This window comes from Marivirga sericea (assembly GCF_900177665.1).
In the GTDB taxonomy this organism is placed as follows: Bacteria; Bacteroidota; Bacteroidia; order Cytophagales; family Cyclobacteriaceae; genus Marivirga; species Marivirga sericea.
The window spans coordinates 14,093-30,596 of the sequence record NZ_FXAW01000011.1 but is presented as its reverse complement, the minus strand read 5'-3'; the positions used below and the strand labels follow the sequence as shown (position 1 = coordinate 30,596).

Below are 16,504 nucleotides of genomic sequence, written 5' to 3'. Positions count from 1 at the left end.
GAGATATTTTATATTCTTATTGATCAAGCTCATTTTTATCAGATTGTAGCGTCAAGAACCAAGACCCTATCATTATTTCCTAATATTTAGTATCAAGTGAAATTGCTAACAAAAAAGGTAGACTTTCGGCAACAAACTAAATACACTACACCGGTATATTTATTTTTCCAACTCCCCTGCTTCTAACTTCCTTAATTATCCGTCTCGGGTCTGACCTTTGTTACTTACCCTATTTCAACATGCAGATTAAGAATCCTAAACATAATCAAGCTTCCTTAAAAATCGTTAGATTATGTGCATCTATAATGTGGCTATTCAAATTGTACAATTCCTATTGATGCAAAGAAATCTTATCTTCTGCTCCGTTAAAACGATTTCTAATTCTACCAACCACCCTCACTTATGTATCCTGTGGTTCGGCTAAAGTATAGCCATACCAGCTACTGTCACCTGCCTTAGTTCTAACATGGGAATGTACCTGACGCCTACCCGAATCAAGACGTTTACTCGATAATCTAATTTTTACATCCATTCTATTAGTCTTAAAAAGCACCCATAACATAAATTACTATTTTATTTAGTATTAGTAATGCTTCCTTTAGAAATTATAAATATAAAAACGAAATAAACCTAATTAGTAGGTGTTTGAATTTCATAGTTTTACAGTTTCATTTAGTGAATACTTCTTTTGAGTTTATTATGAGCTGTACGTAGTGGGATGAAAAAATCGTGAAATCATTCTCTTGCTGCCTTGAATTCACTTCCTTCGTACCATTTTGGGAAGTACTCCTCATTGGCTATTTTCAAGCCGACCTCAAAAAACAGTTGTAGATCTAACTGAACACCGCTTAATTCGGTTTTACTTGCTACATAGTTATCGGAAACCTGGTGATAATCATTTTCCACATAGTGAGCAAAAAAGGCTTTTGTTTCTTCTATGCTATGATTAAAACCTTCATACGCACCACTTGAATATAGGGCTGGGATGCCTATTTTGGCAAAGTTGAAATGATCTGATCTAAAGAAATAACCTTTTTCAGCTTCCGGGTCTGGAATAATATACCGGCCTTGTTGCTCCGCCACAGCCTTAGCATATTCATCCATTTCAGATTGCCCAAAACCTACAATGGTGAGGTCTTTCATTTTACCCGGGTTAAAAAGAGCATCCATGTTAATATTGGCTACCGTTTTACCCGGCTCAAATATCGGTTTAGCAGCATAGTAAGCGGATCCTAATAAGCCTTGTTCTTCCGCAGTAACCGCTAAAAATACGATTGAACGCTTATTAGGCCCTTTTTTTTTAAAAGCTTCTGCAATAGCTAAAAGTCCGGCTGTTCCGGAGGCATTATCTACTGCTCCATTGTAGATGGAGTCTCCATCAACTAGGCTACCCACTCCTAAGTGATCCCAATGGGCAGAATAGATGATGAATTCATCCTTTTGAGTAGTACCAGGAATCATGGCTACTACATTTTTAGAAACGTCTTTTTTGATTTTATTCTCGATGCTTACACTCACCTCTAACCCTAAAGGAATAGCTTGAAAGTCCTTATTCCGTGCTAGTGTTTTATAGTCTTGTCCTTTCATAGTTGAAGCCTCAAATAACTTTTCCGTACTTTTCTGGCTAATCCAGGATTCTACCTCTGCTAATGGCTGCTCGCTTTCTATGACCATTCGAGCACCTGTCCAACTAGATTCTATCACATTCCAGCCATAAGAAGCTGGCTTGGTATCGTGAATAATGATGACGCCCGCAGCTCCTTGCCTGGCCGCTTCTTCATATTTATAGGTCCACCGGCCATAATAGGTCATGGCGTTACCTTTGAAAAGAGTGGAGTCACCTGACATAAAGCCCGGATCATTCACCAACACAACTGCCGTTTTTCCAGCCCAATCTATTCCTTCATAATCATTCCAATCATATTCAGGTGCCACGATGCCATAGCCAGCGAAAACTAATTCAGATTTCTCGAGGCTTACTTGTTCTTCCACCTTATTGGTAGTAGCGACAAAGTCTTTCAAGTAGTTTAATTCGATATTGATACCTTCGCCTGTGATGGTCATCTTTTCAGATGGAGTGCCAGTGATTTCTACCAAGGGTACATCCTGAAAATAGCTCCCGTTATTTCCGGGTTCCAGTCCTAATTTCTCAAATTCTGATTTTAAATAATTGACCGTCTTTACTTCGCCTTCAGTGAAGGGCATCCTTCCCAAAAAGTCGTCAGAAGCTAGTTCTGCAATGTGGTTTCTGAGTGTGCTTTCGCTTACTTCGGTAATAATAGTATTCTCTTTTTTTTCAGCCTCGCAACCCAATAGAAGGAGTACAGCTAAAATTTTATAATAGTTTTTCATTGTAGGTATAGGATTTTATCTATTAATGTACTCTTTTTTTATAAGGTTTTAATATTTTAAACTGTTAAGTGGACTTTTATTAGAAGTTCCCTTCCTAATATTTCTCTTCGCCTTGTTGCGATTGGCTTGCTACTTCATACTTAACTTCAGGAAAAATTGGTTTAATAAGTTCTAATCTCTTATGGTAGATAAGCTTTCATTGATATGATTAATAGAAGTCCGATGAATATAGTTAAGATTAATTTATTCGATTTCATGGTCAGTGGTTTCTTATCGGTTAATAATTTTTTGATGGCTGTATATCACAACAGCTTAAACTTAAATCAAATTAGGTTTAAAGAAGGAAAAAGAAAACCGATCGAGGACGAAGACCCTGTTCTACTGTCCGAAGGTGCTAGTTCGTTTCCCTAGGAAAATTTTGAGGCAAAATGAAGCTGTTTTCCGTAAAAAAGGGTGATTGAGCTTTTGATTAGAAATATTCTGAGTTCGATTAATAAAAAAATGACATCCGAATAAGGTGGGGCAGTCTATGCCGGGAGGATTTATTTTTTCACCTTGTTTCTAAAAAATCAGCTTCTACCGTATTATCGTCAGAAGCCATTTCACAAGTCCAGCTATCGATATACCATCTCCCATTTTCGTAATGCAACTGAATACTATTGAGTCCTCGGATATCTGTCGGGGTATCAAGCTCAGTCCTGATTTCAAACGCACTCCAGACTTGGGCCATATTGCCATATCTACTTACTACCCGCTTAAGCTCTTTTTCATAGAAATTCTCTCTTGGATTTAGGCCGACCGGAATGTATTCAGCCTCTAGGGAATGAACATCTGCCTTGCCATCTTTGTCCAGCCGAGTAATAACGACATTTTCAGAATGGATATATTTATCCCTTTCAAACTGCCACGGATCCTCACTTGAACCTGATACTACCTCGTAATAGGCTCCGATGATGGCGTCTATTGATGCTACATCTTTAGCATATTTTTCATCGAGTGTTTGGCCAAAAGCTGTTGAGCAAATGAATAGTCCTGCTATACTGATTATTGAAATTTTCATAAATTTATTTTTTTAGGTACGTATACTGAGTATTGAGAAATATCCGACTGGAGCTCTACAACTGTTTATATCACTTAAAAGGGAAGAGTAGAGCGCGTCAAGTTTGTTAAATAGTTTCATTACTCCTCCAATCGATTATATTTTTTAAGAACATCTCTTAGCAATTGATGGGGAATAGCATACGACTTATTGCCATTGATCCCTTCCATGGTTTCCGCAGCTACCATGGCATTGATGATAGCTTCTTCTACCACTTGTACAGTAGCTTCCAGCAATGGATCAATCAGATCATTGGGCAGCATTGTTACCTCCGAAAAGTTATAGCGCTGAAAAGCGTCAGGATTAGCGGTAGAAAAGGCAATGAAAATATCTCCAGAACCATTGCGCCCGTAGCCACCAGTTTTTCCTACGCCTAAGGAAATCCTTTGAGCTAATCTTTTTAACTGATGAGGAAGAAGAGGTGCATCCGTTGCAAGCACAACGATGATAGAGCCATCTCCTTGCTTCCGGTATGATTGTGGAGGAAGGTTGAGCTTATCATTTAAAGTGTCCTTTAATACCTGCCCAACTGGTACGCCCATAATCGTTAATGAATTTCTTTCCCCAAAATTGGCCTGGACTAATGCACCCACCGTAAAAGTTGAATCATCAATCTGTACAATTCTCGAAGAAGTACCTGTTCCTCCCTTAAACCCCAAACACATCATGCCGGTGCCTCCACCTACGTTGCCTTCCGCTATTTTACCAGCCTTTGCATTATCAATAGCTTCCAGAACATGCTTTTCTTCTACATGAAATCCATAAATATCATTCAAAAAGCCATCGTAGGTTTCTGCCACAACAGGATAGGTGTACCACCATTCCTCACCATTATACCAGTTTGTATCTACATACCATTTTAATACTGCATCACGAACCACCCCAACGCTATTGGTATTGGTAATCATAATTGGAGTTTCTAAAAAACCGGATTCCGTCACCCAGATGGTTCCCGTCATTTCACCGTTGCCGTTCAAGCTATACCAATTGGCAAACACCGGGCTAAATTTTTGCGCTTTCCCGCGTGGGAAAATAGCCGTCACTCCCGTTCTGATCGGCCCTTTGCCCACAATATTTTCTCCACTGCCTGAAATAATGGTACTATAGCCTACTTCCACACCTGTTACATCGGTGATGGCATTGAGCTCACCTGTTGTACCATTGAAAGGAACTCCTAAATCTCGCGCTCTGGGTTTTTGTCCGTATAATTGCGAAGAAGTGAGTATGATGACAAAAATTAAAAATATTCTGTTCATAGGAGTTTGGTGTTAAGTACTTATCATTGCTAATCAAAGTGCATGAATTAAAAAACTTATTTTTCTAATAGTGGATTTTGTCCTATTTCAAGATAGCTCGTGTTATTTTCAGGTAATATACCCACAATATTGACTGGATTTTCCCCTTTATTCATAAATGCATGAGGAGCGCCAGCTGGAATTTTCACGATGTAGGGTCCAATTGCCGTAAATCGTTTTTCATTGATCATGTACTCGATGGTACCCTCATACACTACATGCAATTCTTCCATGCCGTGTGAATGCAATGGAGGACCTCCATTTGGCAGTGCCATCGCCATTATTACTGATAAGGATTTAAAATCATAATCTTCACCCTGAGCTGTATAACCCAATTCGCCAGGGTGGTCATAATACTTCTTTAAATGCTTTGGCTCAATAATATAATCAGAAGTATCAAATTTTACCAGTGGCTGCATTACAAAACTTGAATCAGGGATTTGATTGAAACCAAAAGTTTTAACTGGCGTGTTTAATTTTTCATGTTTCTCAGAACATCCAAGCAGGAACAAATAAGATAGAAGGAATATAGTTTTATTCATAATAGCATTTTAATTGGTATAAGGTTATTCATCCAATTTCAAAAATCTAGCTGCATTACTGTAAAAGATCCCTTCTTTATCCTCCTCAGTGAGGAAGTCGAGACTGTTTAAAAAATCGATTGACTTTCCTATGGCATAAGGCCATATCATTTGGTCTGAGCCAAACATCACTCTGTCCAGGTAGCCGGCATGCTTGATGTTTTTGAGAAATTCTATAATATAACGTTGGGTATTGGGTTCCACCCAAAGCATTACTCCAAGATCGGTATAGAGCTGCGGATAATAGGCCATCAATCGGATAGCGTGCTCAGGCCAGTCTTCACCACCGGCATGCATCAAATAGATTCTGAGTTTCTGATAGTTGACCAGCACATCTTCAATCAAGTAAGGATCGCCCAATTTAAGCCTTGCTTTTGGGGCCCAACTGTAAGTGCCGCCAGGGTCTCCACCACCAGTATGCACGGCTACCGGAATATCATATTTTTCGCAAATCCGCAGGTAAGGTTGCCATTCAGGATCGCTTAGCGTGGTACCGCTGTAATAGGGTCCTAATTCTCCAAATATTTCAAGTTCTCCATCTTTTATCATTTGCTCAAAGCGGATGGTGTCCATGTCATAACTATCCGGAGCAAACTGCAAAATGCCCTTAATAACCCTGTCGGAATTATCCTTTTCTGCCCATGTTGCTACGCTCTCAGGGTTTCCGCTCACCATGGCTTTCATAATATTGTATTGCTCAAAAAACTTAAAAGTCTCCAGCCTATGTTCCTCAGCATTTGTTGATCCTTTCATGCCATAATGATCAGTCGCAGGTTCTCGCTCTCCAAAGTCGCTATCAGAGTAGGAATGCACGTGCATGTCAATAATTCTCGTTTGTGCTTCTGCGCAAGCAAAAGAAATCATTAGTGCAAGTAAAGTAAAATGGTATTTTTTCATATTTCAATCAGAATAAGAGTACTAGAACGAAGACTTTTCTTTACTTTATAAGGCGTCCAAAAATTTAAATATTTCCACATAGGCATCAACTAATTCTTCCTCTGTAGGACTATGCTTACCTTCAGGTATAAACATGATAAAATCCTTATTCTTTTTCATTAAGGAGGTAAATTCCTCAAAAGTTGCTGGCGGAATCTGGGCATCCTGGCCTCCATGCCACAGGAAAACTGGGGGGTCATTCGTATCAAAGTAGCTAACCGGCTCATAAACTGACAGTACTTCTTTGCTGGCATAACCGTCCGAAGGGAAGAGGGATTTTCCAGCCTCACTAAACAGCTCATATTCGTGATTTACAAATATTTTTTCTATAACATCTAAGTCATCTACGGGTTCAGAGATGTTAATTGCTCCAATAATCTCTATGCCATTTCGCAATGTATCGGGAAACTTCGGATTATTTTGGGCAAGGGCCACATTTATAGCAATTTGCGCTCCTGCCGAAAAACCCGTTACAATAATCTGTGTGAGATTTAAATTGTAATCAGGATTATTAGCTTTGAGAAAGTTGAGTGCATTGGTAAGGTCACTTGTTGCTACTGGAATTCCTCTTTTTAAGCGGTAATTCATATTGACTACATTGAGGCCTTTTTTGAGGTATGGTGCAATGTATCTTTCTTCTTTGCTTTTGTCGCTTAAGTAATAGGCTCCTCCATGAAGAAAAACGATTGTGTAATTTTTGTCTTCATAGGAATTTGCATCTTTTGATAAATAAATATCTAGTTTTTGTCCTGGGTCTGAGTCATATGAGACATCTTTCAAAACTTCATAAGTTGCAGCTATTTGTTCGCTCGTTTTGTCCGGAATTGAAGTTAATTTTTCCGTGGAACAAGATGTAAAAATAAGTAAGACTAAGATTGTTAAATGATGTAGTGACTTATTCATTATTATATGATTGTGTTTTGCTTGCTTTGATAAGTTTTCAGCTTCCCCTGATTTATTTGTTAGTTTCGTCTTGTGCGTTCGTACTTTTATTCCGCTTTATGCACTTCTAATTCTATTTCCACCATAAATTCAGGGAGTGCCAATTCTGTTACGCCAAGCCAGGAACCTGTTGGAAAGTTGTTTTTATAAATTTCGGCTCGATAGCCAGATTTCTCTAGCATTTGTGCCATATCGGTTGTGAAAATATTTTCTACCACTACATCGTCAAAAGTGCATCCGTAGTGTTTTAATATTTTTTCCAGATCAGCATAGCAGTTTTTCATTTGTTGCTCTATGTCGCCCACAGCAGTCGGATTTCCCTCATCGTCCATACTCACTGCTCCGGATATTTTAATGCTATTCCCAATCTTTACCGCATGGGAATATCCGTAAGCATTTTCAACTTCTGGCCTTAGCAGGAAATATTCGGGTTTTTCTGTTTCCAAAACTATTTTCTCTTCTGATGCCTCTACCTTTTGTTCGCAACTTTGGATAGCAAAACCTAAAGGGAAAAGGATTAACATAAGGGCTAATTGGTTTTTGTAAGAATTTAATTTTTTCATAAGTTTTTATTTTTTATAAGCCTGATCATTTTAAACTGCAGGTTTGATTGGTTTTTATTATTAGGTATATACTTTTGGTACGTCATCATTCGCCAAATCCATTCTAATGGGCCAAATCTGTAATATTTAAGCCATTGCGTGCTCAAAATAACTTGTATACTGTATATAAAAAGTGCCAAAACTATCACAGCCCATAAAGGCAGTTGGAAAGCAAGCCCAAATCCCACACCATAAAAAATAATGACTGAAATGAACGTTTGAAAAATATAATTACTCATGGCTGTTTGACCGACCTGGGCCAATAGCAGCAAGATTTTGTGCCTTCTTTGCATGAGCAAGGCGACACCTGCTGCATAGGCACAAGCCAGCGGAACCACACCAAATGCATAGCTTGTATAATTAATAATTGTCCAGATACCTTCTGCTTGTGTTTTGGCAATAGCCAGCACAATATTCATAGGCAAGCCAATCAAAAAGCCATATAAAACGATTTTCTTTAAGAAGCCTTTATTTTCTAATAAGCCTTCATGGAGGATCATCCTTCCGGCCCAGATGCCAATTAAAAAGCAAGCCAATACTTTGAAGATTCTTCCTTCCATCAGTATCTCCAGGTATCGAAGGATGGGTAAACCAAAATTAATAGTAAAAAACTGGCTCCAATTATTTACATTGAGGAAATTGTGGTCGAAAGCAAACCAATCTACCTCATTGATGTTCATCGCAATAGGAAAATTATTATGGTTAAGATAGCGGGCAAGCGGTTCAAAGAATGACAAAGGATAGAAAGCATCAAAGCCAATCATCAACAGTAAATGAATGATGGGAAACAATAGTAATATGCCTGCCCAAATCAGTAATTTTCTTTTTGACATATTCCTGAAAAGAATCAGTAAAAACCCTAATAAGGCATATAAGGTAAGAATGTCACCAATCCAAAAAAAGAATAAGTGTATTAAGCCAAAAAGCAAGAGCCCCAACATTCTTTTACTAAAGAAGAGTGGGAAAGATTTACCTATTTTTTTGGCATTTTCATATTGCATGATAAATCCAATACCAAAGAGAATGGAGAAAATAGAGTACCATTTTCCGTCTACCAGTACCACAGTTAATTTTTTGACGATTATATTCAAGTAGCCTCCACTAAACTGAGTGTACATTTCATCAGGCATGCCGTACCAACCGGAGAAGGCGTAGCTGTTCGCTACAAAAATAAATAAGATAGATAAGCCACGAAGAATATCTAAATAAATGATCCTATTGGAGTTGCTGACTGGTTTAATATTCATAGTTTCTAATAGCTTCGCTTCATTTAGTATAAAATTTTCAGCCCGCAGCTGTAAATCTAAATAAGCACTTAACTATGAACATAGAAACCGATCAAGGACGAAGCCTCTGAATTACTTCCCGAAGGGGGTGGTTTTCTGTCCGAAGGAAAATTATAGATTATTGGGAGTAGGATAGAGGCTGGGAAATATCCTTTATTTAGTTTTCATACATAAAATGCTCTTACTCTGACCTCAAAAGCTGCTCCTCTACATATTCGCCTCCACACAAACAGGTTTATAGAAGTAATTTTTATTTTGAAGAAGAGCTTGCACGGAAATTTTTGCTTTATACGGATTCATTTTGTTTCTACTTTTCCATTTCCATATAATCCACTACTAAATTGACCATGGCATTAATACCAGTAACAAAGCCGCTTTCATCAAGAAAAAATTCTGGTGTGTGATGCGGAGCCGAAGTTTCTGGATCTTTACCCTTTGGCAAACCACCAATGATAAAATAGAGGCCCGGTACTTCATTTGCAAAAAATGAAAAATCCTCTGCTCCAGTATCTGCTGGTACCAAAATAACATTCGATTCTCCAGCTGCTTTCTTTAAACTAGGGAGCATTTTGGCAGTAAGTTCAATGTTATTGAATGTAACAGGGTAATGTGATGAGTAGGGTAGCTCTATTATGGCTTCAGCACCATTTGCTTCTGCCGTTTTAGTTGCTATTTGGCGAATGCGTTCAAAAATGAGTTGCTCGTCAGATTCACTTAAAGTACGAACTGTGCCTAGCATTTCTACTTGTTCTGGTATGATATTAGAACGATTGCCACCATGAATGGCACCAATAGTAACAACCGCTGCATTTTCGGTAATTTTTAAATTGCGACTAATAATGGTTTGAAGATTATTGATGACTTGAGCCGATGTGACCACGGGATCAACAGATGCCCAGGGCTCAGCACCATGTGAAGATTTGCCTTTTACCGTTATCTTCATGTCAGCCACTCCTGCAAACATGCCTCCAGGACGGTAGGTGATTGTTCCCACTTCAACTTGGGCAATAACGTGCAATGCAAAAATAACATCTACTTTTGGGTTGTCTAAAGCACCTTCTTTTACCATCAATTCGGCACCGCCTTCTTCTCCCTTAGGAGCACCTTCTTCAGCAGGTTGAAAAATAAATTTAACAGTTCCTTTTAGCTCATCTTTCATGCCAGCTAAAATTTCAGCAACTCCCATTAGAATGGCCACATGAGCATCATGACCACAAGCATGCATTACCCCAGTTTCATTGCCGTCATAGACGGTTTTCACTTTAGAAGCAAAAGGGACAGGTGTCCGCTCTGTTACTGGCAAGGCATCCATATCTGCTCGTAAAGCTACAACCGGACCTGAGAATTTACCTTTTAGAATACCGATGACACCAGTAATGCCAACCTCAGTTTTTACCTCCATGCCCAAAGACTCTAAATGTTTTGCTACCATAGCTGCCGTTCGAAATTCCCGGTTTCCCAGTTCAGGATTCTGATGAATATCCCTGCGCCAGTCTATTACCTTCTGTTCTATTTTGTCGGCTTTTTTGGCAATAAGTTCGCTATAATTGCTTTTTTGGGCAAGCAGTTGGCCGGTGCATAGGCTTATCATAGTGATAAGTGCTATTGTTGTATTTCTGATTTTCATTATTAATCTTGATTTATAGATAAAAAGGTTTCTTTGCATATTTAATTCTATTTCACATTCAAAATCTCATATAAAATTTTATAAAATTCTGATGGTTGCTCGTACATTGGAAAATGTCCAGATTCGTTTATCCAGTGAATTTTAGCTTTTTCTATATCCTGTTTCAACTCGTATGAAAAGAAGCCCACAACATCTTGTCTTCCCGTAATCACATCAATTTCACCAGTATAGTTTTTTAGTGATTTGGAAACGTCATAGTTTGAGATAATATCATTATAAAGCAGTTTGCCAGTTTTACTATTAATCTCAGAATTGATTTTTTGAGACACGCTGTCTGGGATTGGATTTGCAAATATGTAGGCTCTTCTGAATAATTTTCTTGATTCAATAATTTCCAAAGAATCTGCTTCTTTATTAGCAATGAGTTCATTCAATTGGTTTAACCGTTGTTCTTCTTCAAAACTTCTTGTATGTCTTCGGTTCGTAAATAGTACATTAAATCCATTCTCTGCATCTTTATGAGGCCCAGGTGCAACTAAAATTAAATGGTTTACACTAGTGGGGTATTCAGAGGCAAAATTCATAGCCAACATACCGCCCCAAGAATGCCCAAGTATTATAGATTTTTCGAGTTTAAGACTATCCATCAATGTTTTGATATCCTTTGTAACAGCATTAATATTCACAGTCGTTGAATCAAATGGAATCGGAATTGATTTTCCAGTTCCCCTTTGTTCAAGTAAAATACTTCTAAATTTTGTGCTTTTGCTTTCAGCTAGACCTTCTAATTGATCATATGAATTACCAGGTCCACCAGTCAAAATAATTATTGGCGGTAGGTTGCTAGAACCGTATTCGTGATAGTGCAGGAAACCATTTTCATATTTTATGGAATCTGCTATTTGGGCATTACAAAGCGAAGTAATAAGCAATGAAACAGCCGTAAAAAGTAATGCTAATATATAGTTTTTGTTCTTCATTGGTTATTTTTCAAATCTTGTATAACAATTGGTTAGTGATATTACAGTTGTTATAATCAGTTTACAATCCATTCTTCCTTTACTCTGATCTTACATTGTCAATAGTTTCTTTAAAAATTTGATCCTTTATAAAATAGACTCACTTATCATCAGTTACTAGAATCACATTTGGTATTACCGGCTTCTCCAAAGGTTTTATATCATTAAGTTTCCTCGAATACTTTCTTCCGTTTAGGAACTCCCCAATAAAGGAGGATCTCACTAAATAGTGGTAGGTGAAAAAACAAATAAAGGTGGTAGCGGATGCAACTATGGCGAATTTGAGCAAGGCAGGAATTGCCCAGCCTTCCATTAGTCCGGGCAAAAATGCAGTTAAGGGAAGGTGAAGCAAATACACCCAGTAGGCAGAATCAGAAATGTAACGCATAAATGCAGAGTGCTTGCTAAAATACCTCAGAAAGAGTCCAGTGAAACCGAAAATAAAGAGCCAACAAGTCACCGATCTTATCCCTGCCGTTAGCGCATCGGAGAATTCTGTCCTATCCGCTAAAAAATACAGGGTAAAGATTCCCAAGCCTAATAACGTAAATAGCCTATCATACTGCATGAAGGACGATAATAAATGCTTTGATTTGAAAAGCAACCAGCCAGTTAAATAGAAGAAAAAGTAAAAACTAAAAGTGCCGCCATCAGGCACAAAACTTAGGGAGGTGGCCACCCAATACGAGTCTATTAGGAGCAGTAAAGAAAAGGTGATCAGTGCAAAGAAAACTAGCTTCAAGAGCGGTCTTCTCATAATTTTCTCAAAAACTATCTTAATAGGCTTAATAACAGATGGTAGGTTTTGAAATAGCTTTCCTAATCCAAATGAAGCAACAGAAAACATAATCAGGTAATATAAAAACCAAAGATGCATGGTGCGTTGCGGGATCAGATTAGATGGATTTTCGAAAAAACTAGAGAAGGTATAATTATGAGCAAGCCCAAAGATTTGTTGCGAGTATGAGAAACCTAGCATTACAAGTGGCCAGAGTAAGATAACAAAGACAATAAATGGGAGTACGATTCTCTTCACCCTGTTAACAATCATTTTATTGGGTGATCGCTCATAAAATAGGAGTGCTGCAAAGAAACCAGCTACCAGCATGAAAATAGGCATCCTGAAATTATGAATAGTATAGCCTAGCCATTTTAGCAATTCATTGCCTGCTTCTGGATCTTTTAAGGGCCAGCCAGGGGCTGGTTCACCACCGGTATAAGTGTTGGCAGTGTGTAAAACGATTCCCAGCATCATCATAATGGCTCGAAGAGAATCAAGGGAATGAAGTCGTTCGGATTTTTGAGTTAAAGTTTTCATCATAATGGTGGTTGTTTATGGTTTCAATGGGGAAGCTGTAGCGAAAAGGTCTTTTATGTCATTTTTATAAAGCATATCTAAAAAAAGGGGTTAATTTTCATTAACACCCTCTTTCCAGCTAACCTAATTAACTAATTCGAATACCAGTATTAATAAATGTAGTTACACTTTTGGTAATTCGCTTTTTTTTAATGCTTTTCAAAGTAATGCTAATCAACTGATATTCAACGAGAAATGAAAGTGATCTAGGACGAAGCCCCCATTTTTCTGTCCGAAGAAAGGCTTTTTCTGTCCGAAGGAATAAAGCTGGAATTTGTGCTACAGTTTTGCATAAACTTAAAAACCTTTCAGAAATATTGTTTATGCTAGTTTACCTTTCATACTTTTTCCAATGATGAAAAAGTATGCAAAAAATCTAGGTAAAATGATGCTACTACCCACAAAGGCCAGCGCTTGCCCGCCATTTTACCCTCCAGCCCGCTTTTTCGCTTCAGGCGAAAATGGGGGAGTTAGCTATTAATGAGTTTAGTAAAAAATCGAACATAGTTCGCCCTTGTTTTAAGCTCGTTTAAGACTTTCCTAATTATTTTAAAATAGTTGATTGAAAAATCAATGATTTCATTAATCAAGCTGTTCCAGCGAGGAAAACGTTTATCTAGGACAAAGTCCCGGTTTTTACTGTCCAAAGGAGAGAGTTTTCTGCCGAAGGAATTAAATGGTCTGTATCCGCTTTAGCAGCTCTTCCTTCAATGATTTGGTCACTGGCAGGGCCTTATTGCCTATTACTACATGAGTAGCGGCTATCTCTTTGATTTGCGATAAGTTTATGATGTAAGAACGGTGCGTTCTTAGAAAGTGCTTTGAAGGGAGCTTTTCGTCCATTTCCTTGAGCGACATGACCACCAAATATTCTTTAGCACTCGAAAATATACGGCAATAATTACGCTCTGCTTCAATGTAGAGAATGTCTTTTATATCAACCTTGACCATTGAATTTAAATGCCTTACAAAAATACAGTCACTTAATAGAAATGAATTGTTATTTTGCGATTCGATTTCAACACTTTTTTTGTCTTTCGACTCCATCTGGTTAATTGTCAACTCAATGGTACGTTGTAAATCCAATTTCTTAAATGGCTTTGATATAAACCCGAAAGGCTTCGTTTCTTTAGCCCGATTAAAATGTGCGTCATCGGTATTAGCCGTCAAATAAATAATAGGGATATTATGCGTTTTTTGCATCTCTATGGCAGTTTCAATACCGTCTAAATCTCCCTTAAGATTTATATCCAGCAGCATGATATCAGGAAGATGGTCCTCAATATGTTTCAGTGCTTCTTCCCCTCTTGGAATGATTCCAGTAACCTGATATCCTAATTCATTGAGCTGCAATGATATATTGGCTCCAATGAGCATTTCATCTTCAACAATTACTATTTTCAGCTTCTCACTCATCTAAGCACTTTTCTTTAGTAAGAAATCAAATTCAATATGGGTACCTTGGTTGCTATGCTCTTTCATTTGCCCATTGAGCTGCTGCGTTAATAATTGCACCAACTGCGAACCGAAACCAGTCCCTTTAGGAGCTATCCCTACTACTTTTCCTACACCATTATCATCCACTTTCAACTTCAAATTGTTATTAGCTGTTTTTGCTAAACTTATGTGGATAGTACCTTGTTCATTTTTAGGAAATGCATATTTGAGTGCATTTGTCAACAGCTCATTTACAATAAGTCCGATGGGAACGGCTGTATCTACATCTAAGTCTAGATTATCCATTGCAAACTCAATCTTCACTCGTTCTTCCGCATTAAAAGAGTCCAATATACCTTCACTAAGATTTAAGAAGTAATCTTTCATTTCGATACTTCCCAGATTTGTCCCCTGATATAGTTTTTGATGAATGATACCCATTGATTGTACTCTATTCTGGCTGGCAATCATAGCGTCTTTGGTGGCAGGGTCATCAATCTGAGCAGATTGCAAAGCAATCAGGCTTTTTACCATCTCCAAATTATTTTTCACACGATGATGTATTTCTTTGAGGAGCAGTTCGTTTTCTGCATTCCGTTTATCAAGTAATTCATTTTTATTAGCTAACTCTCCATTCAAAGCTTCTAATGTCTGATTACTTCTTTTCTTAAGCCTATAATTACGATATAATAGCACAAGTAATAAACCACCGATAGTTAAAGCAGCAATATAGATTATTTGCTTTTGCTGATTTGCAACAAGCTCCTGATCTTGTTTGAGTACATTCGCTTCCAATTCATTTTCACGGAGGCTTCTTTCATTTCTCTCTACTTCGATGATATTGTTGATCTCTGAAAATTCTTTGTAATATTCAAGGGCAGTCTTATAATCTTCTTTAAGCGCATATAAGGTGGATAGTTTTTCCATAAAATATGCTGTATTTGACTTAGTTTCTATTTCTATTGAGGCATTTTTGGCTATTTCACAGTACTCAATTGCTTGATCAAAGTTACCTTCAGCCTCGGCTGCATTGCTCAAGAGATAATGTGCAAACTGATAAATATCGATAGTGGTCAGATTATACTCTTCTAATAATCTAATAGATTTGAAAAGGTACGGTTTTGCCTCAGCATATTGTTCTTTTTCTACTAAAATATCTCCCATATTATAGGAAAACCAAGTGTGATGAAAGGGATTGGTTATTTCAGGTAGTAGTTCGGCAAATTGATTCATATAGTAGTCAGTTGAATCCGGCTTTTCAAATAAGTAGTGGTAAGCTAATAGTTTATATGCTAGCACCAATGCCTCAGTTCTCTCGGCATATTCTGAATTCTCATAACCCTCTATACTCTCCTTCAAATATTTAACTCCTATTTCTTCTTCCTCAGGTAAACCATATTGGTAATAAAACCTACCCTTATTTTTCAAAAGCTTTAGCTGAATTTCAGGCCTGGGATCATCTTCAAGCAAGTCTTGGGCATTTATAAAAAGTTCTAGCCCTGCTTTGGGTTCTCCTCTTATTATTTTTATTAAAGCCCAGTTGATCAATAAATCATAACCCAAAACCTTATCTTTCTTGCTTTCGGGGATTTTTTCGTAATACGACCACCCTATAGGAGCAAGGGAATCCACTACAATAAAGTTATGGGACCTATTCGCTCTATCGGTGATATCACGATATAAATCCGCTAAAAGTTCATATTGAAATGGTTCACTATTTTGGAGGAGTAATACAGCCCTGTCAAAATAAAAAACCGTACTGTCACGATTAAAATGCGGCATTTCTCTAAACCATAAAGCCTTGTCTTGATAGGCTCTACTGAGCGCAGCAGCTTGATCTGAAGAAAGGTTTTGGCTACTACTTTTTGTAAAACCAAAAAGAAGAAATGAAATCGTGAAAATTATATAACGCATACCAAAATTGAAAATCCTTTCAAGCACTAAAACCTATAGTAGTTTTAAATATACAAC

Annotated in this window: 15 protein-coding genes; 1 reads left to right on the top strand and 14 read right to left on the bottom strand. The window is 37.7% G+C overall.

What is annotated here, in order from left to right:
• Nucleotides 1-400: 400 nt before the first annotated feature.
• Together B9Y84_RS20960 and B9Y84_RS19410 are read right to left on the bottom strand one after the other, a co-directional pair.
• A complete protein-coding gene (locus tag B9Y84_RS20960; protein WP_262494129.1) occupies nucleotides 401-532 on the bottom strand; it encodes a hypothetical protein in 132 nt (43 codons plus the stop codon).
• A gap of 203 nt (nucleotides 533-735) precedes the next feature.
• Nucleotides 736-2,352 (bottom strand): M28 family metallopeptidase, encoded by a 1,617-nt coding sequence (locus B9Y84_RS19410; RefSeq protein ID WP_085519067.1) that lies wholly within the window; start codon nucleotides 2,350-2,352, stop codon nucleotides 736-738.
• A gap of 222 nt (nucleotides 2,353-2,574) precedes the next feature.
• Between B9Y84_RS19410 and B9Y84_RS19405 the strand changes: the two genes are divergently transcribed.
• On the top strand, nucleotides 2,575-2,763 hold the full coding sequence (locus B9Y84_RS19405) for a hypothetical protein (RefSeq protein ID WP_085519066.1): 189 nt from the start codon (nucleotides 2,575-2,577) through the stop codon (nucleotides 2,761-2,763).
• 139 nt (nucleotides 2,764-2,902) lie between these two features.
• Here the strand turns inward: B9Y84_RS19405 and B9Y84_RS19400 are convergent, their stop codons facing one another.
• The 12 genes from B9Y84_RS19400 to B9Y84_RS19345 all read right to left on the bottom strand — a co-directional run bounded on the left by B9Y84_RS19400 (nucleotide 2,903) and on the right by B9Y84_RS19345 (nucleotide 16,447).
• Complete coding sequence (locus B9Y84_RS19400) at nucleotides 2,903-3,412, bottom strand: hypothetical protein (protein WP_085519065.1); 510 nt, start codon at nucleotides 3,410-3,412, stop codon at nucleotides 2,903-2,905.
• Between the two features lie 119 nt (nucleotides 3,413-3,531).
• Nucleotides 3,532-4,707, bottom strand: coding sequence for a DmpA family aminopeptidase (locus B9Y84_RS19395; RefSeq protein ID WP_085519064.1), 1,176 nt, complete (start codon nucleotides 4,705-4,707; stop codon nucleotides 3,532-3,534).
• A 56-nt stretch (nucleotides 4,708-4,763) separates the two neighbouring features.
• Nucleotides 4,764-5,288 carry a cupin domain-containing protein gene (locus tag B9Y84_RS19390; protein WP_085519063.1) on the bottom strand — a complete coding sequence of 175 codons (525 nt, stop codon included), beginning with the start codon at nucleotides 5,286-5,288 and terminating at the stop codon, nucleotides 4,764-4,766.
• A gap of 24 nt (nucleotides 5,289-5,312) precedes the next feature.
• Complete coding sequence (locus B9Y84_RS19385; RefSeq protein ID WP_085519062.1) at nucleotides 5,313-6,224, bottom strand: amidohydrolase family protein; 912 nt, start codon at nucleotides 6,222-6,224, stop codon at nucleotides 5,313-5,315.
• A 45-nt stretch (nucleotides 6,225-6,269) separates the two neighbouring features.
• Nucleotides 6,270-7,166 (bottom strand): alpha/beta hydrolase, encoded by an 897-nt coding sequence (locus B9Y84_RS19380; protein ID WP_085519061.1) that lies wholly within the window; start codon nucleotides 7,164-7,166, stop codon nucleotides 6,270-6,272.
• Nucleotides 7,167-7,252: 86 nt separating this feature from the next.
• Nucleotides 7,253-7,768 (bottom strand): RidA family protein, encoded by a 516-nt coding sequence (locus tag B9Y84_RS19375; protein ID WP_085519060.1) that lies wholly within the window; start codon nucleotides 7,766-7,768, stop codon nucleotides 7,253-7,255.
• Nucleotides 7,765-9,054, bottom strand: a complete 1,290-nt coding sequence (locus B9Y84_RS19370; protein ID WP_085519059.1) for a DUF418 domain-containing protein — start codon at nucleotides 9,052-9,054, stop codon at nucleotides 7,765-7,767. The genes B9Y84_RS19375 and B9Y84_RS19370 overlap by 4 nt, the downstream gene beginning before the upstream one ends.
• Before the next feature lie 346 nt (nucleotides 9,055-9,400).
• Nucleotides 9,401-10,720 carry an amidohydrolase gene (locus B9Y84_RS19365; RefSeq protein WP_085519106.1) on the bottom strand — a complete coding sequence of 440 codons (1,320 nt, stop codon included), beginning with the start codon at nucleotides 10,718-10,720 and terminating at the stop codon, nucleotides 9,401-9,403.
• A gap of 47 nt (nucleotides 10,721-10,767) precedes the next feature.
• Nucleotides 10,768-11,700 (bottom strand): alpha/beta fold hydrolase, encoded by a 933-nt coding sequence (locus B9Y84_RS19360; protein ID WP_085519058.1) that lies wholly within the window; start codon nucleotides 11,698-11,700, stop codon nucleotides 10,768-10,770.
• Between the two features lie 139 nt (nucleotides 11,701-11,839).
• Entirely contained in the window at nucleotides 11,840-13,060 is a 1,221-nt protein-coding gene (locus B9Y84_RS19355; RefSeq protein WP_245830894.1) for an acyltransferase family protein, read from the bottom strand.
• 708 nt (nucleotides 13,061-13,768) lie between these two features.
• Nucleotides 13,769-14,512 carry a LytR/AlgR family response regulator transcription factor gene (locus tag B9Y84_RS19350; protein WP_085519057.1) on the bottom strand — a complete coding sequence of 248 codons (744 nt, stop codon included), beginning with the start codon at nucleotides 14,510-14,512 and terminating at the stop codon, nucleotides 13,769-13,771.
• Complete coding sequence (locus tag B9Y84_RS19345; RefSeq protein ID WP_085519056.1) at nucleotides 14,513-16,447, bottom strand: histidine kinase dimerization/phosphoacceptor domain -containing protein; 1,935 nt, start codon at nucleotides 16,445-16,447, stop codon at nucleotides 14,513-14,515.
• Nucleotides 16,448-16,504: the final 57 nt, after the last annotated feature.